We start from the raw sequence: 24,088 nt of genomic DNA, 5'->3' as shown, positions 1-24,088 counted from the left end.
GTCGACCGGCAACGGCACGACCGGATCCGARTCCGGTTCCACTGGTTCCGGTTCCAGCTCGTCCGGGTCGACCAGCGGCGAATCCAGCGGTTCCAGCTCGTCCGGGTCGACCGGTTCCGGATCCACGTCGTCGGGTTCGACGAGCGGCGAATCCTCCGGAACGACGAACTGATGGCAGAGCCGACTGGGGTGATCTGGGCCGATGATTGATTGGCGATGACCACCCCCAGTCGGCTTCGCCGACAGCCCCCGCCAGCGGGGGCATAGTGATAGGCATGATTCCCAACCGACGAGGGCATACACAATGCGAAAGGCCCGCAGGATGAATCCTGCGGGCCTTTGTTGTGATTGTGGAGCTAAGGGGATTCGAACCCCTGACCCTCTCCATGCCATGGAGATGCGCTACCAGCTGCGCCATAGCCCCGTATTCGATTATCGGCCGAAAGCCGGCCTGAACGAAACCCGGATAACCACCCGTTTTCGTTTCGTGGAGCTAAGGGGATTCGAACCCCTGACCCTCTCCATGCCATGGAGATGCGCTACCAGCTGCGCCATAGCCCCGTATTCGATTATCGGCCCGCTCAAACGAACCTCGTATACATTACGACGAAGAACCCGATTCGGCAAATAACGCGTGTCGTCCGCGTGTCGCGGTTGCGACATGCGGACGACAATCGTCTTATCGGCTCAGCGTTCCCTCTCCCATTCGGGCGTGTCCGCGATGGCGGGGCCGTGGTTGTATTCGGCGAGACGCCAGCGGAACGTGCCGTCGGGCATGTCCATCAGGGTGAGCCGCACCCAGTGCGCGTTGCGCATCGAGACGATCGAGCCGAACGTGGGATCGACCTTGTCGAGTCCGAGCAAGGTCTGCAGCGTCTGGGAGATCCACGCGCCGTGGGAGAACACGAACAGATCGGTGTCGGATCCCGCGCGCGTGGCCCAATCGTTCAATGCCTCGACGCCACGACGACCCACGTGGCTTTTCGGTTCGGCGCCGTATTTGAGTTCGCCGCCGCCGTGCAGGCGCCACGAGGCGAAGTCCTCCGGGTAGCGTTCGGCGAGTTCGGCGACGGCGTGACCGTCCCATTCGCCGAAGCTGCGTTCGCGCACGCGCTCGTCGTCATGCACCTCGACGCCCGCGTCCGCCCCTCCGAGCGCGTCGGCGAACGCCTGCGCGGTGGCATGGGCGCGGCTCAGGTCGGAGGCGACGATGAGACGGCCGGTCACGTTCGGCATCCGGTCGACGTACAGGGACTTCAGCGCGGCCGCGGTCTGGACGACCTGCCAGCGGCCGACGGCGTCAAGCGGGATGTCGACCTGCCCCTGCAGCTTGTGCGCCGCATTGTAGGAGGTGCGTCCGTGCCGGACGAGGAAGACGTTCCTGACGTGGCGGACCATCATTCGGCGCTTTCCGGGTGCGCGAGCTCCAGGTCGATCTGCGGGCAGTCACGCCACAGACGCTCCAGTCCGTAGAATTCGCGAGACTCCTCGTGCATCACGTGGATCACGTAGTCGCCGTAGTCGAGCAGCACCCACTGGCCTTCGGTGAGGCCTTCGCGGTCGCGCGGCTTGCGCCCGTCGCACTTGAGGTAGAGGTCCTTCTCGATCTCCTCGGCGACGGCGAGCACCTGACGCTCGTTGGACGCGCCGGCGATCATCATGATGTCGGTGATGCCGAGCGGCCCGGTCACGTCATAGGCGACGATGTCAGTCGCCTTGACGCGGTCGGCCGCCTCGGCGGCGATGCGGATGTCGTCGATGGATGACTGCAGTGCGGTCATGAATCTCCTCGTGTCTGTTGCGTGGTCAAAATTGGTCGTGATGGGGTCGCGGCTTTGTCGTCCGTCGTCCCGTCGGGCGCGGTCAGCGCTCCCAGGCGGGCTTCCAGCCTTCGACGTTGTGCTGCGTGTTCTCCGAATACACCATCGTGTCGTCGGGCACGGCGTGGCGGATGACGGAGCCCGCGCCGGAGGTGACGTTGTCCCCCACCTCGACGGGCGCGACGAGCAGGTTGCCGGCGCCGATGTGGCATCCGGCGCCGATCGTCGTGCGGTTCTTGTGCACGCCGTCGTAGTTGGCGGTGATGGTGCCGCCGCCCACGTTCGTGTGGTCGCCGAGCTGCGCGTCGCCCACGTAGCTCAGGTGCGGCACCTTGGTGCCGTTGCCGATGTGCGCCTTCTTCATCTCGACGAAGGCGCCGGCCTTCGCCTCCTCGCCGAAGTCGTTGCCCTGACGCAGGTACGTCCACGGGCCGATGTTGGTGGCGCGGCCGATGTGGGATTCCTGCACGCGGGAGCGTTCGACGACGGCCTCGGCGTCGACGGTCGCGTCGATGAGCGTCGAGTACGGTCCGACGACCGCCTCTTCGCCGATGACCGTATGGCCCTGCAGGAACGTGCCGGGCAGGATGGTCGCGTCGCGGCCGATCTCGACGTCATCTTCGATCCACGTGGTCTCCGGGTCGAGGATGGTGACGCCGGAGTGCATCCACGCCTCGCACACGCGACGGTTATGCGCCTTGGCGAGCGCGGCGAGCTGCACGCGGTCGTTGACGCCTTCGACGCTCAGCGGGTCGGGGGCGGTGAACGCGCCGACCTTGCCGTTGGCGCGGGCGGTCTCCAGCGCGTCGGTGAGGTAGAACTCGCCTTGCGCGTTGTTGGACTTGAGGTCGGCGATGGCGCGGGCGAGCAGTTCGGCGTCGAACACGTACACGGAGGTGTTCACCTCCTGCACGGCGAGTTCGCTGCGGTTCGCGTCCTTCTGTTCGACGATGCGCAGCACGTTGCCCTCGCGGTCGCGGATGATGCGGCCGTAGCCGGTCGGATCGTCGAGCACGGTGGTCAGCACGGTGGCGCCGTTGCCGGATTCGTTGTGGAAGGCGACGAGCTTGGAGAGCGTGTCGGCGTCGAGCAGCGGCATGTCGGAGGCGGCGATGAGCACGGGGCCGGCGAGAGGGCCGTTCTCGGCGAGCTGCGCCATCGCGCACTGCACGGCGCGTCCGGTGCCGGGGATGTCGTCCTGGTTGACGATGGTGACGTCCTCGTCGTAGGAGCGGGCGGCGGCGGCGACGCGTTCGGCCTGGAAGTGGACGACCACGGCGAGGGTGGCGGGGTCGAGCGCCTTCACGGAGTCCATGACGCGGTTGAGGAAGGTCTTGCCGGCGAAGGTGTGCAGCACCTTCGGCTTCTTGGATCGCATGCGGGTGCCTTCTCCCGCGGCGAGGATGATTGCGGCGGTCACTGCCGAGGATGCCATAAGCGTGTCGTTCCCTTCACTTGGCGTGTCATCTGTTTCCAGCACCTAACGATAGACGGCCGCCCGGATGAGCCGGACGGCCGTCTATTGCGGTGTAGGCGTTCCCCCACCTGGATTCGAACCAAGACAAAGGGTTCCAAAGGCCCGTGTGCTGCCATTACACCATGGGGGACCGGCGGCGTTCGCCGCCAAGTGTTTATTTATACCATAAGGTCAGGCGAAAAGGAAACCCTGGCCGTGATGTTCGGGGTACGTGTCGAACAGTTCGGCCACGGAGCCGTCTTCGAACACGGCGCGGATGGCGCCGGCGAGCAGCGGGGCGATGGACAGGACGGTCAGACCGTCCCAACGCTTCTCCTCGGGGATCGGCACGGTGTCGGTGAGGACGACCTCGCGCGCGCCGCACTCCTTGAGGCGTTCGACGGCGGGGCCGGACAGCACGCCGTGCGTGGCGACGACGGTGACGGACTTCGCGCCCGCCTCGCGCAGCACCTTGCACGCGCCGGCGATGGTGCCGGCCGTGTCGATGAGGTCGTCGACGAGCACGCAGTCCTTGCCCTTGACGTCGCCGACGACGCGGTTGGCGACGGCCTGGTTCGGACGGGTGATGTCGCGCGTCTTGTGCACGAAGGCGAGCGGGCCGCCGCCGAGACGCTGCGCCCACTGTTCGGCGACGCGGATGCGGCCGGCGTCCGGGGAGACGACGGTCACGTTGTCGAGCTGGCCCTGGAAACGGTCGCGGATGTAGTCGACGAGCACCGGCATGGCGATGAGATGGTCGACGGGACCGTCGAAGAAGCCCTGGGACTGGGCGGCGTGCAGGTCGACGGACATGATGCGGTCGGCGCCGGCGGTCTTGAGCAGGTCGAAGATGAGACGGCAGGAGATGGGCTCGCGGCCGCGGTGCTTCTTGTCCTGGCGCGAGTAGCCGAGCAGCGGGCAGACGGCGGTGATGGAGCGGGCGGAGGCGCGCTTGAGCGCGTCGATCATGATGAGCTGCTCCATGATCGCCTTGTTGATCGGCTTGTAGTGGCTTTGCAGCACGAACACGTCGGCGCCGCGGACCGATTCGGTGTAGCGCACGTACATCTCGCCGTTCGCGAAGTCGTATGCGGTGGTTTCGAGCACGTCGATGCCGAGCTGGTCGGCGACGTCCTGCGCGAGTTTCGGATGAATCCTTCCCGTGACGAGAATAAGGTTCTTGTCGGGCTTCCCTTCGAGGATTGCGCTCACCGTATCTCCCAAACGTTGTTTGCAGTTATCAATGGACGGAATTCAAGTGTAATGGCCATAGCCGACCGCCCCGGCGGCCACGCGTCGGGGCGTGGCGGCCGGGGCGGTTCCGTTGCGGAGACGTGACGGCGGCGGGCTCGGCGGCCGGCTCAGTGGCCGGCGTCGATCCACGCCTGGATGGCCTGTTTGACGGCCTGCGCGTAGTAGTCGCCTCCGTCGGGGTGGATGCCGTCGGCGGCGAGGTGGGATGCGTTGGCGGCGGCCGCGGAGTCCCAGTCGGCGACGATCACGTTGTCCGGGTGGGCGGCGGCGAACTGTTGGAGCAGCTGGTTGTTCTGCGGGATCCACGTGCGGTCGCCGTGCGCGTTGACGAGCACGAGCACGCGGTCGGGGCCCACCATGTTCAGGTACTGGTCGAGCTGTTCGGGCGGGATGGGGCCGTTGGTGGCGAGGCCGAGCACGACCCACTGCCGCAGGCCCGCGCCCTTGCCGGAGACGATGCCGAATCCGGCGAAGCTGGAGCGCGACACGGCCGCGTCGAGGTCGATGCCGGGGAACACCTCCTGCATGCCTTTGGCGCTGGCGAGCATGACGGAGTCGCCGACGGCGGTGATCTGGTCGCCGGTGGGCATGGTGTGCGGCGGTTTGCGCGGCGTGGGGACCTGCGCGCGTCCGAGCGCCTGTTCGGCGGCGAGTCGGGCGGTCTGACGTTCCAGTGCGATCTCGACGGAGGTCTTCCCGGGCGCGTCGCGCATGGCGACCACGCCGCCGGCGACGACGAGCAGCAATACGATGACGGAGGCGACGGCGCGCACGACGTCGCGCCACGTACATCCGGGACCGGGCACGATGATCGAGCTGATGCCGCCGCGGGCGGCGGGCCGTTCGACGAGGATCCACGAGGCGGCGGTGGCGATGAGGGTGATGACGAGCGTGACGGGCAGCACCCACAGGTGCGTGCCTTTGCCGGGTACGAGGCGCGGCAGCATGGCGGCGACGATGAGCCATACGGGCCAATGCCACAGGTAGATGCCGTACGAGTAGCGGCCGAGCAGGGCGAGCGGGCGGAACACGAACTGGGATTGCATCCACGAGTCGGTCTGCACGGTGCCGGCGATGAGCAGGATGGACAGCACGCTGGCGAGCGGGATGCCCCATTGGAACGCGTCGGCGTCCTGGTCGCCGCGGATCGCCATGTCGATGAGCGCGATGGCGGCGATGAACGCGACGACGGGCGCGAGGACGCGGCGTGCGCGCACGGCCCACGGCAGGTGGTCGCCGACGGCGATGCGCCGGTTGACGACGATCCAGGCGAGCGCGACGCCGAGCATGAACCCGGCGGCGTGCGTGTCGGTGCCGAAGTAGACGCGCGTGGGGTCGGTGCCGGGCGTGTACATGAGGTTCATCGACGCGGCGCTGCCGACGGCGATGGCGAGCGGCACGAGCAGGGCGCAATGCGTGTGCCGGATGCGGTGCATGAACCATGCGACGATCGGGATGACGAGGTAGAGCTGCATGAGCACGGAGACGAACCACAGGTGCCGGAGCAGCTGGGGGTTCATCTGGCCGAAGTAGCTGTTGCCGCTGGCGATGGCGTACCAGTTGTAGCAGCCGAGCGCCACGGTGACGATCTGGTCGCGGATGCGGACGAGGAGGTCCTTGTCGAGGCACCATGCGGCGAAGGAGACGGCGGGAATCATGAGCACGAGCGCCGGGTAGAGGCGGTCGAACCGCCTGGGCCAGTAGCGTTCGAGGCCGAGCCCCTCCCCCGCCTTCAGACGGGTGAACAGGCTGATGGCGGCGAGGAACCCGGAGACGGTGAGGAACACGTCCACGCCGTAGAATCCTCCGGGGAGCCATGACTGCTCGCAGTGATACAGGATGATGGCGATGAGGGCGAGCCCCTTGATGCCGTCCAATCCGACGAAATGCCGACGTGCCACGATGACTGCTCTATTTCTTCTTGTTCTTGGTTCTCTGACTCTCTCTATGGTCCCGCGGCGTCAAACCGCAGACAGTGACACATTAGTAACCCTCCCCCACCAACACGCCTTCCCCGCGTCGTCATTCACGCCACATTCAAAAAAGGTCCGGAACGTGCGGAACGTTCCGGACCTTTCGTCATTCACTCAGGAATCGCGGGATGCGTGCGGATACCGCCGTCCTCAGTGGAATCCGGTGATGCGTGCGGCAGCAAGGCGCACCGAGGGAAGGCGTGCGAAGGCACGTCGACCGAGGAGCAACGCGGCTGACGCTCCATCACCGGATTTCACTCCCATTCGATGGTTGCCGGCGGCTTGGAAGTGCAGTCCAGCACGACGCGGTTGATCTGGCGACATTCGTTGGTGATGCGGGTGGAGATGGCGGCGAGCACGTCGTAGGGGACGCGGGACCAGTCGGCGGTCATGGCGTCTTCGGAGGAGACGGGGCGAAGGACGATGGGCGAGCCGTAGGTGCGTTCGTCGCCTTGGACGCCGACGGAGTGGACGTCGGCGAGGAGGACGACTGGGCACTGCCAGATGTCGCGGTCGAGGCCGGCCTTGGTGAGTTCCTCGCGGGCGATGGCGTCGGCTTCGCGCAGGACGTCGAGGCGTTCGCGGGTGATCTCGCCGACGATGCGGATGCCGAGGCCGGGGCCGGGGAACGGCTGGCGCCAGACGATCTCGTCGGGCAGGCCGAGTTCGGTGCCGATGGCGCGGACCTCGTCCTTGAAGAGGGTGCGCAGCGGTTCGATGAGCTGGAACTTGATGTCCTTGGGGAGTCCGCCGACGTTGTGGTGGCTCTTGATGTTGGCCGCGCCGTCGCCGCCGCCGGATTCGACGACGTCCGGGTAGAGGGTGCCCTGCACGAGGAACTTGACTTCCTTGCCGCGGGCGCCGGCCTCTTCGAGGACCTGGCGCTGGGCCTTCTCGAAGGTGCGGATGAACTTCTCGCCGATGATCTTGCGCTTGCGCTCGGGCTCGGAGACGCCCTTGAGGGCGTCGAGGAAGTCGTCGGCGGCGTCGACGGTGATGAGGCGGATGCCGGTGGCTTCGACGAAGTCGTGCTTGACCTGTTCGACCTCGCCCTTCCTGAGCAGGCCGTGGTCGACGAAGACGCAGGTGAGCTGGTCGCCGATGGCCTTGTGGACGAGGGCAGCGGCGACGGCGGAGTCGACGCCGCCGGACAGGCCGCAGATCACTTCGGCGTCGCCGACCTTCTCACGGATCTTGGCGACCTGGTCCTCGATGATGGAGGAGGCGTCCCAGTCGGAGCCGAGGCCGGCGCAGTCGTGGAGGAAGGTCTCGATGAGCTTCTGGCCGAGCGGAGTGTGCTTGACTTCGGGGTGCCACTGCACGCCGTAGAGCTTGCGCGACTCGTCGGCCATGGCGGCGACGGGCGCGCCTTCGGTGTGGGCGAGGACCTCGAAGCCGACGGGCGCGGTCTTGACGGCGACGCCGTGGCTCATCCACGTGCTCTGTTCGGCCGGGGAGCCGGCGAGGATGGCGTCGGCGTGGTCGATCGTGGTCTCGGTCTTGCCGTATTCGCCGAGGGCGGCCTTGTCGACATCGGCGCCGAGGGCGTAGGCCATGGCCTGGAAGCCGTAGCAGATGCCAAGCACGGGCACGCCCGCCTCGAAGAGCTTCTTGTCGACGCGCGGGGCGCCGGGCTCGAACACGGAGGCGGGGCCGCCGGAGAGGATGATCGCCTTCGGATCCTTGGCCAGCATCTCGTCGACGGGCATCGAGTGGGGCACGAGTTCGGAGTACACGTTGGCCTCGCGGACGCGGCGGGCGATGAGCTGGGCGTACTGGGCGCCGAAGTCGACGACGAGCACAGGACCTGTTGCCATGGAAATTCCCCTAACGTTTATCGGGATGTAACTTGATGACTTGCGGCCTTATTATCCCTGCCGAACGAGACAAGGCGAAACGACGTATTTTCTGTGCGGAAAACGCACTTTCTACACATGACGGCGTTGTCAACACGCCGGGAGTGAACATAACGAAACGAACGTGGACGCATCGGGATAATCCCTTGTTTCCAGCGGGATTCCAACGTTTTCATCGTGTCGTCGGACAATTTCGATGTGCACAATCGCACGGGCAATTCACACAAAACCAGCAAAAATCGAAACAATTCCGAACACACCCGCAAGAAATCGTTCAAAAGTCGCGTTGTCCTCGTACCATAACGAGTGATTGGGAGCGGAAACCGCATGACCGCAAGGCTATGAGGCACCGCGACCGAGTGGAAATAATCAATCGCGCGACGATCGCACGATCGGCGCGCAGGAGTACAGGAGTACACATGACGAGTCCTGTTATTGGCACCCCTTGGAAGAAGCTGAACGCTCCGGTTTCCGAGGAGGCCCTCGAAGGCGTTGACAAGTACTGGCGCGTTGCCAACTACCTCTCCATCGGCCAGATCTACCTGCGTAGCAACCCGCTGATGAAGGAGCCCTTCACCCGCGAGGACGTCAAGCACCGTCTGGTCGGCCACTGGGGCACCACCCCGGGCCTGAACTTCCTGATCGGCCACATCAACCGCTTCATCGCCGACCACGGCCAGAACACCGTGATCATCATGGGCCCGGGCCACGGCGGCCCGGCCGGCACCTCGCAGTCCTACCTGGACGGCACCTACACCGAGACCTTCCCGAAGATCACCAAGGACGAAGCCGGTCTTCAGAAGTTCTTCCGCCAGTTCTCCTACCCGGGCGGCATCCCGTCCCACTTCGCTCCGGAGACCCCGGGCTCCATCCACGAGGGTGGCGAGCTGGGCTACGCCCTGTCCCACGCCTACGGCGCCATCATGGACAACCCGAGCCTGTTCGTCCCGGCCATCGTCGGCGACGGTGAGGCTGAGACCGGCCCGCTGGCCACCGGCTGGCAGTCCAACAAGCTCGTGAACCCGCGCACCGACGGCATCGTGCTGCCGATCCTGCACCTCAACGGCTACAAGATCGCCAACCCGACCATCCTGTCCCGCATCTCCGACGAGGAGCTCCACGAGTTCTTCCACGGCATGGGCTACGAGCCGTACGAGTTCGTCGCCGGCTTCGACGATGAGGACCACATGTCCATCCACCGTCGCTTCGCCGAGCTCTTCGAGTCCATCTGGGACGAGATCTGCGACATCAAGTCCGCGGCCAACACGGACAACGTGCACCGTCCGTTCTACCCGATGCTGATCTTCCGCACCCCGAAGGGCTGGACCTGCCCGAAGTACATCGACGGCAAGAAGACCGAGGGCTCCTGGCGTTCCCACCAGGTGCCGCTGGCCTCCGCCCGCGACACCGAGGCCCACTTCGAGGTCCTCAAGAACTGGCTCGAGTCCTACAAGCCGGAGGAGCTGTTCGACGAGAACGGCGCCGTCAAGGACGATGTCCTCGCCTTCATGCCGAAGGGCGAGCTGCGCATCGGCGCCAACCCGAACGCCAACGGTGGTGTGATCCGCGACGACCTGAAGCTCCCGAACCTCGAGGACTACGCCGTCAAGGAAGTCGAGAAGTACGGCCACGGCTGGGGCCAGCTCGAGGCCACCCGTCGTCTGGGCGTCTACACCCGCGACATCATCAAGAACAACCCGCACGACTTCCGCATCTTCGGACCGGATGAGACCGCTTCCAACCGTCTGCAGGCCTCCTACGAGGTCACCAACAAGCAGTGGGACGCCGGCTACATCTCCGACGAGGTCGACGAGCACATGCACGTCTCCGGCCAGGTCGTCGAGCAGCTGTCCGAGCACCAGATGGAAGGCTTCCTGGAGGGCTACCTGCTCACCGGCCGCCACGGCATCTGGAGCTCCTACGAGTCCTTCGTGCACGTGATCGACTCCATGCTCAACCAGCACGCCAAGTGGCTCGAGGCCACCGTTCGTGAGATCCCGTGGCGCAAGCCGATCGCGTCCATGAACCTGCTGGTCTCCTCCCACGTCTGGCGCCAGGACCACAACGGCTTCTCGCACCAGGATCCGGGTGTCACCTCCCTGCTGCTGAACAAGTGCTTCCACAACGACCACGTCATCGGCATCTACTTCGCCACCGACGCGAACATGCTGCTGGCCATCGCCGAGAAGTGCTACAAGTCCACCAACAAGATCAACGCCATCATCGCCGGCAAGCAGCCGGCCGCCACCTGGCTGTCCCTCGACGAGGCTCGCGCCGAGCTCGAGAAGGGTGCCGCCGCTTGGGATTGGGCCTCCACCGCGAAGTCCAACGATGAGGCCGAGATCGTGCTTGCCGCCGCCGGCGATGTCCCGACCCAGGAGATCATGGCCGCCTCCGACAAGCTCAAGGCCATGGGCATCAAGTTCAAGGTCGTCAACGTGGTGGACCTGCTCGCTCTGCAGTCCGCCAAGGAGAACGACGAAGCCCTGTCCGACGAGGAGTTCGCCGACATCTTCACCGCCGACAAGCCGGTGCTGTTCGCGTACCACTCCTACGCCCACGACGTGCGCGGCCTGATCTACGATCGTCCGAACCACGACAACTTCAACGTCCACGGCTACGAGGAGGAAGGCTCCACCACCACGCCGTACGACATGGTTCGCGTGAACGAGATCGATCGTTACGAGCTGACCGCCGAGGCCCTGCGCATGATCGACGCCGACAAGTACGCCGATGAGATCAAGAAGCTCGAGGACTTCCGTCTGGAAGCCTTCCAGTTCGCGGTCGACAACGGCTACGATCACCCGGACTACACCGACTGGGTGTACTCCGGCCTGAACACCTCCGAGAAGGGCGCCATCACCGCCACCGCCGCCACCGCCGGCGACAACGAGTGACGCGCCACCTCTCCACGAGGTGATCGCATCCCGTAAGGGCTGAAATGAGGGGTCGGGTTCAAAAGAACCCGACCCCTCATTCGCGTACCAGACGCCCTGCCGCATATTCCGGTGCATCCTCCTGCAACTTTCCGCGTTTTTCCCGGCAACACGGACGTGAGCGATAACAAGCGCCGCTACAATAAGGGGTGGTACATCCGCACTGAATCATCAAAGGAGACTGACACCAGTGACCGTCACCCGTGTATACATCGCAAGTCCGGAAGGCGCCAACGGCCGCAACGTCGTCGCGTACGGCGTCCTCAACGCGCTGACCTCCAAGTACAAGACGATGGTGTTCCGCCCCGCCGTGTCCAACCACGACCACTTCACCCCGGTGCTGCTCGCCGCCTCGAACGCCGGCCTCGGCGTCGCCCTGTCCACCGGCCTCGACATCCACAAAGTTCGTGCCGACAAGGAGACCGCCCGCGGCGACATCGTCGGCGCCTTCAACGACGCCCTCGCCGTCTCCCGCGCGGACGCGGCGCTCATCGTCGGCACCGACAAGTCGCACGTCAACGATCCGACCACCTACGAGTTCAACGCGAACGTGGCCGCCGACCTGCAGGCCGGCGTGTTCCTGTCCATCTGCACCATCGACCGCTGGCCGGACGAGCTGGACGAGACCGTGAAGCTGTCCATCGAGGGCATGGAGGCCGCCGGAAACAAGGTGCTCGGCATCTTCGTGACCGGCTGCGAGCCGCGCCACGCGTTCTCCGTCAAGCAGATCCTCGCCAAGTACGGCCTGCCCGTGTGGACGATCCCGCAGGTGCCGTTCACCGACGAATCCAACAAGACGCTGGCGCTCGAGACGTTCCGCGCGAACGCCCCCACCGAGGAGGTGCTCGCCGCGCTCGACGTGGACGTCGACTTCCCGATCACCCCCTACGCGTTCCAGTACGGCCTGATCGGCAAAGCCAAGACGAACAAGAAGACGATCGTCCTGCCGGAGGGCGAGGAGGACCGCATCATCAAGGCGGCCGACTTCCTGCTCGAACGCGAAGCCGTGAACCTCATCATCGTCGGAGAGAAGGACGCCATTCTCGCGCGCGGCAAGGAGCTCGGACTCAAGTACCTCGACCGCGCCCGCTTCCAGTCCATGGACGACGAGGAGATCCTCAAGCCCATGGTCGAGAAGCTGTGCGAGCTACGCGCCAAGAAGGGCATGACCGAGGAGCAGGCCCGCAAGCAGCTCAAGGACGCCAGCTACTTCGGCACGATGCTCGTCGTGCTCGGCTACGCGGACGGCCTGGTCTCCGGCTCCGTCAACTCCACCGCCAACACGGTGCGCCCGGCCCTGCAGGTCATCAAGACCAAGCCCGGCCAGAAACTCGTCTCCGGCGCGTTCCTCATGTGCTTCAAGGATCATGTGGCCGTGTTCGCCGACTGCGCCATCAACCTGAACCCGACCGCCGAGCAGCTCGCCGAGATCGCCATCCAGTCCGCGGCGACCGCCAAGGCGTTCGGCATCGACCCGAAGGTCGGCATGCTCTCCTACTCCACGCTCGGCTCCGGCAAGGGTCCGGACGTCGACGTCGTCGAGGAAGCCACGAAGCTCGTCAAGGAGAAGGCCCCGGACCTGCCGGTCGTCGGCTCCATCCAGTTCGACGCCGCCTGGTCGCCCACCGTGGCCGCCACGAAGGCCAAGGGCGACGACGTCGCCGGCCACGTCAACGTGTTCGTGTTCCCCGACCTGTGCGCCGGCAACATCGGCTACAAGGCCGTGCAGCGCTCCTCCGGCGCCCTCGCCATCGGCCCGGTGCTGCAGGGCCTCAACAAACCGGTCAACGATCTGAGCCGCGGCGCGCTGGTGCAGGACATCATCAACACCGTCGCCCTCACCGCCGTCACCGCGCAGTGAACGTTCACGCGGGCCTTCCGTCGAACAACGGGAGGCCCGCGTTTTGTAGCAAGCAGCGAGTATTCTAAACACTTGGAAAGCCGTGTTCCACGGTACGACAACCACAATGGAGGATGCCCACAATGGCGAAAACCGTCCTTGTCATCAATTCCGGCTCCAGCTCGATCAAGTACCAGCTGGTGGACCTCGAGACCGGCGAGGGTCTCGCTTCCGGCCTCGTCGAGAAGATCGGCGAGCCGATCGACGGCCACTACAAGCACGAGTACAACGGCGAGAAGCACGAGCTCGAGGAGCCGATCCACGACCACGAGCAGGGTCTGAAGCGCGTCCTCGGCTTCTTCGAGGAGTATGGCCCGAAGCTCGCCGACGCGGGCATCGTCGCCGTCGGCCACCGTGTCGTCCAGGGCGGCTCCCTCTTCCCGAAGCCGGCCCTCGTCACCGACAAGACCATCAACCAGGTCAAGGATCTGGCGGTCCTCGCCCCGCTGCACAACGGCCCGGAGGCCAAGGGCGCCGAAGTCATGCGCTCCCTGCTGCCGGACGTGCCGCAGATTTTCGTCTTCGATTCCTCCTTCTTCTTCCAGCTGCCGAAGGCCGCCAGCACCTACGCGCTGAACAAGGAAATCGCCGACCAGTACCACATCCGCCGCTACGGCGCCCACGGCACCTCCCACGAGTTCATCTCCTCCGTGGTGCCCGAGGTCGTCGGCAAGCCGGCCGAGGGTCTCAAGCAGATCGTCCTACACATCGGCAACGGCGCCTCCGCCTCCGCCGAGGTGTCTGGCAAGCCGGTCGAGACCTCCATGGGCCTCACCCCGCTCGAAGGCCTCGTCATGGGCGGCCGTACCGGCGACATCGACCCGGCCGTGGTCTTCCACCTGATCCGCAACGCCCACATGAACGTGGACGAGCTGGACGCCCTGTTCAACAAGCGCTCCGGCATGACCGGCATGACCGGCTTCGGCGACCTGCGCGAAGTTCACCGTCTGGTGGCTGAGGGCAACGAGGACGCCAAGCTGGCCCTCGACGTCTACGTGCACCGCATCGTGAGCTACATCGGCAACTACACCTACCAGATGGGCGGCTGCGATGTCATCACCTTCACCGCCGGCGTCGGCGAGAACGACGACATCGTGCGCAAGATGGTGTGCGACAAGCTCGCCCCGTTCGGTGTGAAGCTGGACGAGGAGAAGAACGCGACCCGCTCCAAGGAGCCGCGCGTCATCTCCACCCCGGACTCCTCCGTGGTCATCGCCGTCATCCCGACGAACGAGGAGCTGGCCATCGCCCGCAAGTCCGCCGCCATCGCCGAGGCCGGCGAGGACACCTACGGCAACACGTTCACCAAGTGAGTCCATCGCTTGAGCGTGTCCGGCGGGTCGCATAGATCGTAGCCGGCATGATGGGAAGGCCCCTGGCACTCCGTCGAGTGTCAGGGGCCTTCCCATAACCACATTCGTTTCCGTCTTGGCGACGGGCATCTCAGTGGCTCCGACGCCCTGCTACTCCCCCAGCAGGCCGCGCCACATGCCGACGAAGTCGGGCAGCGTCTTGCGCGTGGTCTCCACGTCGACGACATGAACGCCCGGCACCGCGAGACCGATCATCGCGGCGAACGTGGCCATGCGATGGTCCGCGTAGGATTCCATCACCGCGCCATGCAGGTTTCCTCGCGGCCCCGGCGTGATCGCGATGCCGTCGGGCAGCTCCTCCGCCTCGCCGCCGATACGTCGGATTTCGGTGACGAGCGCCTCCAGACGGTTCGTCTCGTGGCCGCGCAGATGTCCGATGCCGATCATGCGCGTCGGCGCGTCGGCGAACACGAGAATCGCGGCGAGCGACGGCGCGATCTCGCCGGCCGCGGTCAGATCAAAATCGCCGAGACCCCGAATCGTGCCGTCGGACGTGACCTGACAGTAGCGCACGCCATCCTCTTCGGGGAAGGTGACGGTCGCCCCCATGCGTTCCAGATAGCCGGGCAGGAGACCGCCCGGCTGCGTGGTCTCGACCGGCCAGTGCGGCACACGCACAGTGCCGCCGGCGATGAGCGCCGCGCCGAGGAACGGCGCCGCGTTCGACAGATCCGGTTCGACGACCACGCGTTCCGGCAGCTGCAGCGCGCGCGGCGAGACGGTCCACACGCGCGCCGTCTCGTCGGCGGACGCCGCTCCCCCGGCGCCGTTCACGTCGGCGACGGTCATGCGGATGTGCGGCAGGCTCGGCGTCTTCTCCCCCGTATGCGTGAGCGTGAGACCGCCCGGCAGGCGCGATCCGACGAGCAGCAGACCGGAGATGAACTGCGACGACCCGGACGCGTCGATGGACACGTGCGCGGATTCGGCGGGAAGCGCGGCGGGTGGTGTGACGGTGAACGGCAGGAAGCCCTCCTCGCCGTGGTATTCGACCGTCGCCCCCAGTTGTTCGAGACCGTCGAGCACCGGCTTCATCGGGCGTGCATACGCCTGTTCGTCGCCGTCGAAGCGCACCGGGGCGTCGGCGAACAGGGCAAGTCCGGGCACGAAACGCATCACCGTGCCGGCGAGTCCACAATACACGTCCACGTTGCCATGGAATCGTCCGTCGGCGGGCGGCGTGACGGTGACGGTCGTCTCATTGCTCGGATCGACGGCACAGGTCACGCCGAGCGCCTCCAATGCGCCCATCATCAGTTCGGTGTCGCGCGAGCGCAGCAGACCAACGAGCGTGACCGGTTTGGCCCCCAATGCGGCGAGGATCAGATACCGGTTGGACAGGGATTTGCTGCCGGGAATGGTGACGACGGCATGCAACGGGCCGTCCGCCTTCGGCGCGGCCCACAGGTTCTTCTGCGATTCGATCATGCCACCCATCGTATCGGCATCATGGCCGAACCGGGTGGATGCGTCCGTACCCGCCGCGTCTCCGTTACTTGCTGCGTCTTACCTGGATTGCGCCTCGTAGCCTTGCTTGAGCGTCGCGTTGAGCTTCTGCAGCAGCGTGGACGGGTTCGCGTTCTCACGCGACTGACGGAGCTTGTCCTGGAAATCGTTGATCGCACCCGAGGAGGCGTCGAGGTCGACGAGCTGCGAGGACAGGGACTGCAGCTGCTGCGCCTGGTCGGAACCGGATTTGATGGCGGACGGGTCGCCGAGCGCCTTGATCTGCTCGACCACCGAGGCCATCTGGTCGAGCGACTGGGTGAGCGTGCCGGAGAATTCGGAGACGACCTTCGCCTTCGCCTTCGCCAACGGTTCCGCCGACGTGCGGCAGGAGGCGATGTACTGCTCGTACTGGGTGGCGAAGTCGCTGTCGTACACGGTGCCGCTCGGCGTGTTCCCGCACGCGTCGTTCATCGTGGACAATGCTTCCGCGGAGTCGGCGAGATTCGCGGACAGTTCCGCGAACCGGTCGGCCTGACGCACATACGACTCGTAGGCGGCGGAGACGTCCGTATCCTTGTTGGCCCTGAGATCGGCGAACGAGGCGGCCGATTCGCGCAGCTTCGTCGCCTGCACCTTCAGCTTGCTCACCTTCTGCGCGTCATACGCGGTGTCCTGCGAGTAGAGGAAGCCGAGCGCGTCGTCGATCGCGGCGGAGGTCTTCTCGTACTGCTGCTGCATGGTGACCGTCTTCTGCGTTCCCGCCGAATAGTCGGAGGCGCGCACCGAACCGAACGGACGGACGACGACGAGCACGGCGACGAGCGCGATCACCGCGACGACGGCGACCACGATGCCGACGACGGCGAGCGCCGGCGGACGGCGACGCGGAAGTTCGACGGGGGCGACGAGCGTGTCGAAGTCGGGAGCTTCGAGCGGGTCGCGGGAATCGTCCGGGCGGGAGGCGGCATCGACGTCCCGCGCTCCCGTATCCGTCGACGCCGCATCGCGGGCATTGCCCGTCGTGTCGTGCGTATACGCATCGGCCGCCGAGCCGGCGACATCGGACAGGTTCTCGGCGACGGACGCGACAGCGGGTTCCGACGGCTCGGCGGTCGTGTCGAGAGGAGGGATGACGGTCGTTTCCTCACCGCGGCTCCGCACGTCCTCGGACGAGTCTTCACCCTGCTTGTCGTCAGTCATAACCTTCTCCCTCTGTCTGGCGGGTGGCGGGAAACGCGGCGCGATGCGGCCCATGCGTCCATGCGATTGCGAAAGTCCAGTGTACTTGCGAGAGACGACGGCGACATGTCGTCCATGTCACCGGTGACGCGCGGCACGCCTACCGCATGTCACGCGTCACCGATCGGAGGCGATACGGGACTCGGGCATGCGCTCGCGCCGCTCACGCTGTTCGGCGGTCTGCGCGTGCACGAGCTCCATCGAGACGCGGTCCGCCTCGATGGCGGCGATCTGCCGCGAGAACACGATGAACCATCCGAGGAACAACATGCCGGCGAGCGCCTCCACGTTGGTGAGCGTGTTGTGGCCGAGCATCATGTTCCCCCAGAATCCGGCGCACAGGAGCGCCGCCAGATCGGAACCGACCATGACGACCTTGCTGATGCGCGGGGCGAGCCACGGCAGCATGAGGAACAGGACGAGCATGACGAACGGCAGGCCCTTCGCGCAGATGTTGTGCATGAGATTGTGGGGCGTGTATCGGAACGCGCCGATGCCGATGAACGCGAGTCCGGAGACGGTGAGCAGGGCGGAGAGCACGGCGATGCGCAGGGCGAAGTGCGGGATGTCGTAGCCGCGGTTCGGGTCGTCGCGCGTGCGGTCGTGCCAGAGTCTCATGAGCCGTTCGGTGGTGACGAGCTCGGACACGGCGAAGTAGCTGACGATGATGACGCATACGCCGGCGAGCATGAGCGTCGAGTTGAACATGGTGGCGGCGAACGTGGTGCGGTCGCCGAGCTGGGAGAAGTTGTTGTGGTACCAGTACGGGTCGTCGGTGGTGAGTCCGGCGACGCACACGCCGGAGACGACGAAGAACGGCAGGAGCGAGGCGAGGGTCTTCGCGCTCATCATCTCCGCCTGCACAAACGTCATGTAGCCGACGACGCCGGCGAACGCGGCGCACACGGACGACATGTAGCCGACGAACAGCGTGCCCATCATCTCGTTGATGGCGCCGAGCAGCGCGAACGTGGAAAGGAACGTGGTGGCCGCGTACACAACGGACAAGGCGAGCGTCTCGAAGGTGCGGCGCAACGGCACGAGCCATCCGGCCTTGAGCGTCATCGAGCGCGAATGGCTCATGTATCCGGAGCAGAAGGAGAGGACCGCGCAGGCGGCGACGATGCCGGAGCATACGGAGAAGCGACGTTGCGTGACCTGCCAGATGGCTGGCGCGTATTCGAGATACAGGTTCATGCCGACGGCGCCGGCGAACGCGCACAGGATGAAAGCGACGAGCCCGCCCGTCTCGGCGCGCTGGTGGCGGCCCATGACCATCCGTTCCATGACTCCTCCCGTTCGCGTCACGTCCACCTGTATTGTACAATGACTGATTGTGCCTGCTTCGGCAAAGGCACGACGGGCTGTAGCGCAGCTTGGTAGCGCGTCTGCTTTGGGAGCAGAATGTCGCAGGTTCAAATCCTGTCAGCCCGACCCGAAAGCCCTACTCCCGCTTGGGATGTAGGGCTTCTTTGTTTTGCTTCGAGGCTGCTCGTTAACATAATTGAGGCTTCTGCTGTTTTCGTGGGTTAGATTGTCGGTGTGGGTAGGTGGATGTCGAGTCCGCCGCATCGGAGCATGACGAGCGCGATGAGGTTGGTGACGTGGTGGAAGCCGTAGGCCATGCGGATGGTGACTTTGATCCGGTTGTTGAATGCTTCGAGCCTGGCGTTGGAGTAGCCCAGTTCGATCGTGCGCAGGATGTCGGGGCGACGTCTCCTGATCTTCCTGGCGAGTTCGACGATCTCGGGGATGCGTGAGCGTGACGCCCGGAACACCCAGTGGTTCAGTTCGCCGCATGCCCGGTCGAGGGGGTGTCTGAGCAGGGTCCCGAGGAGTTCCTTGAGCCGCCAGGCGCGGTAGAGCTGGCCTTTGGGATCCGTGTTCCTCAACGCGTCGAACGCCTCGGATTGCTTGTCGGTCAGGTCGTCGGGGTTCTTCAGGACGGCGTATTTGACGCCGCGCATGCGCTTGGTCGTCTCCTCGTCGCCGGCGCGTCTCGCGTCGTTCCACAGGCGTTTCCTGACCCGGTCGAGCGCGCCGGTCGTCCAGGAGACGATATGGAAGCCGTCCAATACGCGTTCCGCGTTCGGGCAGTGCTCGGCGACGCACGAGTCGATCCAACGCGCCCCGTCGCCGGTGACCACGCGGATGGAGGCGCGCTGTTCGGGTGCGAGGGCCTTGAAGAACAGGTCGAACACGTCCTTGCCGTATCCGTCGTGCGCCCAGATCACCCGACGGCGCTCATGGTCGACGACGACGGTCAAATACGTGTGGCCCTTCCGGTAGCTGGTCTCGTCCACGCCGATCGCGGTGAGCCCGTCGAACGGCGACGGCATCGACGCTTTCAACCGCTCGGCGACCCTATGGGCGATGTCGCCCGCGGTGCGCCATGCGATGTGCAGGAACCCGCTGACGGTCTTCTGGTCGGCGACGGTCATCAGCCATGCGCATTCCGTCTCGAAATCACGCGTGAACCGGCTGCCGGGCTCGGCCCACGGCACCCGGGCGACCACCACGCCGCACTTCGGGCAGTCCACGCGCGGCATCGAGGCGACCAGTTCGACGCGCCAGCAGCCGAAGTCCTGGTGCCTCCAGCGACGCGCGCCGCCGCCCTGGTCGTAACCACGACGACGTCTGCCGCACCTCGAGCATCGGAGCATGCCCCTGCGCGGGCGCACGCGGATTTCGAGCACGGGCGTGGGGCGCAGCGGCGAGTCGACGATCCGCGCGTCCTCGACGACCGTGCCTTTAACGTTGAGGAGCTGGTTGAATATGCTGTTCATCAGGCGCTTTTTGGTTGTTGTTTTTCTTGGTCGATGAACATCCTACCCAGGAAGCGCTCTTCTCTTACCCCCCTCAACGGCTCAACGACGAACCCACACCCACGAAAACAACAACAGCGCCTAAAATTTCTTCAAATATGTATTACTGATTTGCAATCTCCTGATCCGGTTTTTCTTTCAAATCACCTCGCCCCATTTTGAAAAGAGCAAAGACCGCAATAAATACCACAGTATAAAATGCTATCAGTAATGCCGCCTCCCGCATATCAGAAATCTGCCATGCAACTCCCCTTTCATCCATCACAGTTCCCGTTTCTCCGGGAACAAAATAAACGATGATCAGGTTAAGTCCCATAGAACCATATGCCAGAACAGGCCATAAAAAGTTCCTCTTGTTATGTGTCGGAAGAATATTTTCCTGCTGTCTGCGTAATACAAAAGCAAATACTTGTGCGCACAGCCAGGTGACAAAACTCCAGCCAAGAAAATTTGTGTACGGAACACCGTAGAAACCACCGCCTTCTCCCCAGTTCCAGATATGCTGCACAGTGGACGATGTAAAATCAGTAGCAAGGTCAACTACCGTCATAACTGTCGATGCAACAATAGGCATAGCAAACAGATTTATTTTTTTATCCAGTCTCCAGTCTGCTCCATCAAGAAGAATAGAAGCAATCGTCCAGGAAAGATAGCCTAAGTCAAAATAGAATATCCCGACACCAAACGATACATTGCCACTGTTTTCCACTGCCGTATAAGAATAAGCGCCGAATGGAAATCCTGTGATCGTACTGCAGGTCTCCAGGCACATACTCAACACAAAGTATATGGCAAAGAAAATAAGCATATTTTTCCATCCATAACGGGCATTTCCGTGAACAATAGCAAAGAAAAACATAATGACAAACGCCGGTATCGGTCCCTTATCCGGCATTAAAATCGCTGAAATCAGTGCGCCAATCACTGCAACCACACAGATAATCCATGATTTGTCAAGAATTGCTTTCCTGATTTGCATTTGCTTGTTATCCATATTAAAAGTCCTCTCCTGTTCCTGGAAAGTCAGTTGATATTTAAAACTATCTTGACTTCCCATAGTAATTAATTTACAATAATAATACAACTATAGTTGTTTAATCTCAGTCGGCAATTTAAATGTACAGTGGTTTAAACTATCTTTTCGCTGAATGGTTGCTAATTTATGGAGGTTTTTATGGATTAAATAAAAACAAGGAGTCAAGCCCGTCTCGTGTTGTGCGCGAGACGGGCTTAACTTGTGCGAGAGCCCCCGAAAGGCTATTCCGTGCCCATTCCGAATCCCTTGTTCACCAGCCCGTTGGGCTGTGGCTTTCTTCGGCGGGTTGGCGGAATCGGCCCGACGCCGGTGATTTCGGAGGATGGGCCGGTGTTGTCAGTTCCATCCTCCGACGAGTTCGAGGCAGCAGTGGCCCGTCACCGAGTGTCCTCGGTAGGTGCCGGCCACTTGGCTTGCGCCTTCGTATTTGCGTCCTGAGGGGTTCGGCGAAGCGATTTCCTGTTCGTCCATGATGGATGTGACGGTGAGTTTCGCTTCCCATTCGGGGATGGAGATAGTCCATCCGGTCGGGTATTTCATGCCGGTCACAGGACTTTCCCACACGTTGAAGGAGTCGCCGACCATCGGATCCACGCCGGCGGAAGATTGGGTGCCGTCCTCGTGCAGGACGCTGGCCCAGCAATGTTCGCTGCCGGTGGCCAGTTCGGTTACACCCCATAGGCTGATCACGTCGGGATCGTTGTCGAAGCAGAGGTTCATCCACAGCCATTTGCAGTTGTAGCCGTCCTTGAGGCTTCTGCCTTTGGGCATGCCGGCGAACTGACGGTCCATCCATACCATTCCCTCCACCTCGTGGCGCTGGCCGCCGAGAGTGATGACGCCTTTGGCGGCCATGTGCGGGAACGAGTATTGGTAGTTGGCCACTCCGGCGATCTGGAAGTAGCCGGTACCGAGACTGTAGAGTGGGTATCCGGTGCCGTGCAGGTCGAGGTAGATGGATCCGTCCGGCATGGCCGATGCGATGCGCATGTTGTCGAGGTCGCCTTCGATGACGTCCTTGTCGGTGTGGATGTGCAGTCCCTGGCCTGCGACCTGTCCTCGTCTGACCTTGTAAAAGCGGTCTTCGTGACGGTAGATGCGTCCGGTCTCATCGGTGATGGACAGCACGCTGTTGATCATGCGCACCGGCAGGTATTTGGAGACCTGCAGGACGCTGACGTGGTACATGAAGTCAAGGGTGTGGCCGCCCGTCTCGAAATGACCGACCCAGAACCATGAGTTGCCGGCTTTGTCGGTGCGTATGAATGTGTCTTGGATGGGATCCACCAGCGGTTCGGTGCCGTGGTGGAAGGTGCGGATGTTGTGGGTCAGCGAGTTGTTCGTGGTGTTCATCATGTCTCGTTTCGTTTTGGTTCCGTGTCTGTTGATGCGTTGTCGGTTCGGTCACTGTCCGACGAGAGTCCGTTTCGTCGTGCCTCGGTGCGTTCGAGTCGCCAGAAGCGCCGTGATGAGGGCGACCGCGAGGATGACCGCGATGGCGGCGAATGCCAGCGTCGAGCCGAGTATGGATTGCGCGTGTCCGGTGGCGGTGGGCGCGAGGGTGGTGGACAGCGCGGAGATGGATACGATGAGGGCTGTGCCCATCGAGGAGGCGATCTGTCCGACGGTGTTGGTCACGCTTTGCGCGTGTCCGATGTTTTCGTTGTCGAGCGCGTTGATGCCCCAGGTGTTCACCGGGGTCATGGCGAACATGAGTCCCGCGTAGAGCACGGTGTAGGCGCATGCCGTGAGGATGACCGAGGCGTCCGCGCCGAGCAGAGCCATGAGCACGCCGCCGATGGTCATGACCGTCAGGCCGGGCAGGGCGACCTTGCGGATGCCGTATTTGTCGAACATGCGGCCCGAGACGATGCCGCAGCATGCGCCGATGAGGGCGCCGGGAAGCATGGCGAGCCCGCTGGCGGTGGCGGATGCGCCGAGCACGGTCTGGATGAACATCGGCACCATGACGTTGCAACCCATGAGGGCCGCCTGCATGCATGCCACGATGATCACCGAATGCGCATAGGTGCGGTTGGCGAGGATTCCGACGCGCAGCATCGGTTCCTTCGCCTTGAGCTGTCGGCGCACGAACACGGCCACGAGCAGCACACCGACGACGATCAGCGAGACGGTGAGCATCATGTTGCCGGTGGACGTGAACGTGGACAGCCCGTACAACAGGCATGCCAGACCGACCGAGGAGAGCAGCACGGAGACAAGGTCGAACGCACCCGGTTGGAAGCCGTCGAAGTTACGCAGGTAGACGGCGGCCAACGCGATGACGATCAGCGAGACTGCCACCATGATGAAGAACAGCGTGCGCCAGCCGAACGAGTCGATGATCACGCCGGAGACGGACGGGCCGAGCGCCGGGGCGAAACCGACGACGAGTCCTGTGATACCCATTGCCGTACCGCGGCTTTCCTTGGGGAACACGAGCAGGATCACCGCGGTGACCATCGGCATGATCGCGCCGGTGCACAGGGCCTGCAGCACCCGGCCGACCATGAGCAGGGGGAAGGTCGACGCGAATGCGGCGACGAGACTGCCGGCCGCGAACAATGAGATGCATCCAATGAACAGCCTGCGGGTGGAGAAGCGCCCCATGAGGAACGCGGCGAGCGGGATGACCATCGCCTCGACCAGAGAATAACCGCTGGACAGCCACTGAACGGTGGTGGAATCCACCCCGAGGTCCTTCATGATGGACGGCAGCGCCGGCGTGACCACCGACATGTTGAGCACGGCCAGCAATGTGCCCATGAGCAGCACGATGACCATGATCCATTGTTTTCTGTTGATGCCAAGTTTCACAATAACACTCCGATAAGCAATAGTTATTGATTATTCAACGAGCATCAATTATTATCGAAACGCAACGGATGACAACCACCGATATGCGACATTTCTCGCTTATTCGATGATTCGCCTGAATCGTCGAACAACCCACGGCTTATGGGACGGAGCG

At 63.7% G+C, this 24,088-nt stretch carries 17 protein-coding genes and 4 tRNA genes; 5 read left to right on the top strand and 16 right to left on the bottom strand.

What is annotated here, in order from left to right:
* On the top strand, window positions 1–210 hold a 210-nt coding region (locus BSTEL_RS12660; protein ID WP_034526508.1), incomplete at its 5' end, for a hypothetical protein.
* 141 nt (window positions 211–351) lie between these two features.
* On the opposite strand, the gene BSTEL_RS02145 is transcribed toward BSTEL_RS12660, so the two are convergent.
* The 9 genes from BSTEL_RS02145 to guaA all read right to left on the bottom strand — a co-directional run bounded on the left by BSTEL_RS02145 (window position 352) and on the right by guaA (window position 8,320).
* A tRNA-Ala gene (locus BSTEL_RS02145) sits at window positions 352–424 on the bottom strand.
* 64 nt (window positions 425–488) lie between these two features.
* Window positions 489–561: transfer RNA gene (locus BSTEL_RS02140), tRNA-Ala, on the bottom strand.
* A gap of 126 nt (window positions 562–687) precedes the next feature.
* Window positions 688–1,398: a histidine phosphatase family protein gene (locus tag BSTEL_RS02135; protein WP_051922769.1), complete on the bottom strand. Its 711-nt coding sequence runs from the start codon at window positions 1,396–1,398 to the stop codon at window positions 688–690.
* Window positions 1,398–1,781, bottom strand: coding sequence for a ribosome silencing factor (gene rsfS / locus BSTEL_RS02130; RefSeq protein ID WP_034526502.1), 384 nt, complete (start codon window positions 1,779–1,781; stop codon window positions 1,398–1,400). The genes BSTEL_RS02135 and rsfS overlap by 1 nt, the downstream gene beginning before the upstream one ends.
* A gap of 82 nt (window positions 1,782–1,863) precedes the next feature.
* On the bottom strand, window positions 1,864–3,255 hold the full coding sequence (glmU, locus tag BSTEL_RS02125; protein ID WP_034526501.1) for a bifunctional UDP-N-acetylglucosamine diphosphorylase/glucosamine-1-phosphate N-acetyltransferase GlmU: 1,392 nt from the start codon (window positions 3,253–3,255) through the stop codon (window positions 1,864–1,866).
* A 101-nt stretch (window positions 3,256–3,356) separates the two neighbouring features.
* A tRNA-Gln gene (locus BSTEL_RS02120) sits at window positions 3,357–3,427 on the bottom strand.
* 41 nt (window positions 3,428–3,468) lie between these two features.
* Window positions 3,469–4,488 carry a ribose-phosphate diphosphokinase gene (locus BSTEL_RS02115; RefSeq protein WP_034526500.1) on the bottom strand — a complete coding sequence of 340 codons (1,020 nt, stop codon included), beginning with the start codon at window positions 4,486–4,488 and terminating at the stop codon, window positions 3,469–3,471.
* A gap of 149 nt (window positions 4,489–4,637) precedes the next feature.
* Entirely contained in the window at window positions 4,638–6,431 is a 1,794-nt protein-coding gene (locus tag BSTEL_RS02110; RefSeq protein WP_034526499.1) for an acyltransferase family protein, read from the bottom strand.
* A gap of 326 nt (window positions 6,432–6,757) precedes the next feature.
* On the bottom strand, window positions 6,758–8,320 hold the full coding sequence (guaA, locus tag BSTEL_RS02105; protein ID WP_034526495.1) for a glutamine-hydrolyzing GMP synthase: 1,563 nt from the start codon (window positions 8,318–8,320) through the stop codon (window positions 6,758–6,760).
* A gap of 458 nt (window positions 8,321–8,778) precedes the next feature.
* Between guaA and BSTEL_RS02100 the strand changes: the two genes are divergently transcribed.
* The 3 genes from BSTEL_RS02100 to BSTEL_RS02090 all read left to right on the top strand — a co-directional run bounded on the left by BSTEL_RS02100 (window position 8,779) and on the right by BSTEL_RS02090 (window position 14,508).
* Window positions 8,779–11,256: a phosphoketolase gene (locus BSTEL_RS02100; protein ID WP_034526492.1), complete on the top strand. Its 2,478-nt coding sequence runs from the start codon at window positions 8,779–8,781 to the stop codon at window positions 11,254–11,256.
* Between the two features lie 229 nt (window positions 11,257–11,485).
* Window positions 11,486–13,156, top strand: coding sequence for a phosphate acetyltransferase (gene pta / locus BSTEL_RS02095; RefSeq protein ID WP_034526489.1), 1,671 nt, complete (start codon window positions 11,486–11,488; stop codon window positions 13,154–13,156).
* 122 nt (window positions 13,157–13,278) lie between these two features.
* The gene (locus BSTEL_RS02090) at window positions 13,279–14,508 is read left to right on the top strand and encodes an acetate/propionate family kinase (RefSeq protein ID WP_034526488.1); all 1,230 of its coding nucleotides are present in this window, start codon (window positions 13,279–13,281) and stop codon (window positions 14,506–14,508) included.
* A 150-nt stretch (window positions 14,509–14,658) separates the two neighbouring features.
* Here the strand turns inward: BSTEL_RS02090 and aroA are convergent, their stop codons facing one another.
* The 3 genes from aroA to BSTEL_RS02075 all read right to left on the bottom strand — a co-directional run bounded on the left by aroA (window position 14,659) and on the right by BSTEL_RS02075 (window position 18,543).
* Window positions 14,659–15,996 carry a 3-phosphoshikimate 1-carboxyvinyltransferase gene (aroA, locus tag BSTEL_RS02085; RefSeq protein ID WP_034526487.1) on the bottom strand — a complete coding sequence of 446 codons (1,338 nt, stop codon included), beginning with the start codon at window positions 15,994–15,996 and terminating at the stop codon, window positions 14,659–14,661.
* 78 nt (window positions 15,997–16,074) lie between these two features.
* Window positions 16,075–17,217, bottom strand: coding sequence for a hypothetical protein (locus BSTEL_RS02080; protein WP_034526486.1), 1,143 nt, complete (start codon window positions 17,215–17,217; stop codon window positions 16,075–16,077).
* A 156-nt stretch (window positions 17,218–17,373) separates the two neighbouring features.
* Entirely contained in the window at window positions 17,374–18,543 is a 1,170-nt protein-coding gene (locus tag BSTEL_RS02075; RefSeq protein WP_338010569.1) for an ABC transporter permease, read from the bottom strand.
* Window positions 18,544–18,616: 73 nt separating this feature from the next.
* Here BSTEL_RS02075 and BSTEL_RS02070 point away from each other — a divergent pair.
* Window positions 18,617–18,690, top strand: a tRNA-Pro gene (locus BSTEL_RS02070).
* Between the two features lie 95 nt (window positions 18,691–18,785).
* Here the strand turns inward: BSTEL_RS02070 and BSTEL_RS12655 are convergent.
* From BSTEL_RS12655 to BSTEL_RS02050, 4 genes are all read right to left on the bottom strand, one after another.
* A complete protein-coding gene (locus BSTEL_RS12655; protein WP_238567602.1) occupies window positions 18,786–20,042 on the bottom strand; it encodes an ISL3 family transposase in 1,257 nt (418 codons plus the stop codon).
* A gap of 142 nt (window positions 20,043–20,184) precedes the next feature.
* On the bottom strand, window positions 20,185–21,075 hold the full coding sequence (locus BSTEL_RS11680; RefSeq protein WP_162178967.1) for a carotenoid biosynthesis protein: 891 nt from the start codon (window positions 21,073–21,075) through the stop codon (window positions 20,185–20,187).
* 378 nt (window positions 21,076–21,453) lie between these two features.
* Entirely contained in the window at window positions 21,454–22,473 is a 1,020-nt protein-coding gene (locus tag BSTEL_RS02055) for a lipocalin family protein (protein WP_034526481.1), read from the bottom strand.
* A gap of 48 nt (window positions 22,474–22,521) precedes the next feature.
* Entirely contained in the window at window positions 22,522–23,934 is a 1,413-nt protein-coding gene (locus BSTEL_RS02050; protein WP_156963120.1) for a DHA2 family efflux MFS transporter permease subunit, read from the bottom strand.
* Window positions 23,935–24,088 lie beyond the last annotated feature (154 nt).

Origin of the sequence: Bifidobacterium stellenboschense, assembly GCF_000741785.1 — a bacterium.
Taxonomy (GTDB): domain Bacteria; phylum Actinomycetota; class Actinomycetes; order Actinomycetales; family Bifidobacteriaceae; genus Bifidobacterium; species Bifidobacterium stellenboschense.
The sequence above is the reverse complement of the archived record's forward strand: the minus strand, read 5'-3'. Positions and strand labels throughout refer to the sequence as shown.

Excerpts from the sequence above, each read along its gene's own strand:
- BSTEL_RS02075 (WP_338010569.1), bottom strand. The coding sequence starts at position 18,543 with ATGGAACGGATGGTCATGGGCCGCCACCAGCGCGCCGAGACGGGCGGG.
- BSTEL_RS11680 (WP_162178967.1), bottom strand. The coding sequence starts at position 21,075 with ATGGATAACAAGCAAATGCAAATCAGGAAAGCAATTCTTGACAAATCA.
- guaA (WP_034526495.1), bottom strand. The coding sequence starts at position 8,320 with ATGGCAACAGGTCCTGTGCTCGTCGTCGACTTCGGCGCCCAGTACGCC.
- glmU (WP_034526501.1), bottom strand. The coding sequence starts at position 3,255 with ATGGCATCCTCGGCAGTGACCGCCGCAATCATCCTCGCCGCGGGAGAA.
- BSTEL_RS02080 (WP_034526486.1), bottom strand. The coding sequence starts at position 17,217 with ATGACTGACGACAAGCAGGGTGAAGACTCGTCCGAGGACGTGCGGAGC.
- rsfS (WP_034526502.1), bottom strand. The coding sequence starts at position 1,781 with ATGACCGCACTGCAGTCATCCATCGACGACATCCGCATCGCCGCCGAG.
- BSTEL_RS12655 (WP_238567602.1), bottom strand. The coding sequence starts at position 20,042 with ATGAACAGCATATTCAACCAGCTCCTCAACGTTAAAGGCACGGTCGTC.
- BSTEL_RS02135 (WP_051922769.1), bottom strand. The coding sequence starts at position 1,398 with ATGGTCCGCCACGTCAGGAACGTCTTCCTCGTCCGGCACGGACGCACC.
- aroA (WP_034526487.1), bottom strand. The coding sequence starts at position 15,996 with ATGATCGAATCGCAGAAGAACCTGTGGGCCGCGCCGAAGGCGGACGGC.
- BSTEL_RS02100 (WP_034526492.1), top strand. The coding sequence starts at position 8,779 with ATGACGAGTCCTGTTATTGGCACCCCTTGGAAGAAGCTGAACGCTCCG.
- BSTEL_RS02055 (WP_034526481.1), bottom strand. The coding sequence starts at position 22,473 with ATGATGAACACCACGAACAACTCGCTGACCCACAACATCCGCACCTTC.
- BSTEL_RS02090 (WP_034526488.1), top strand. The coding sequence starts at position 13,279 with ATGGCGAAAACCGTCCTTGTCATCAATTCCGGCTCCAGCTCGATCAAG.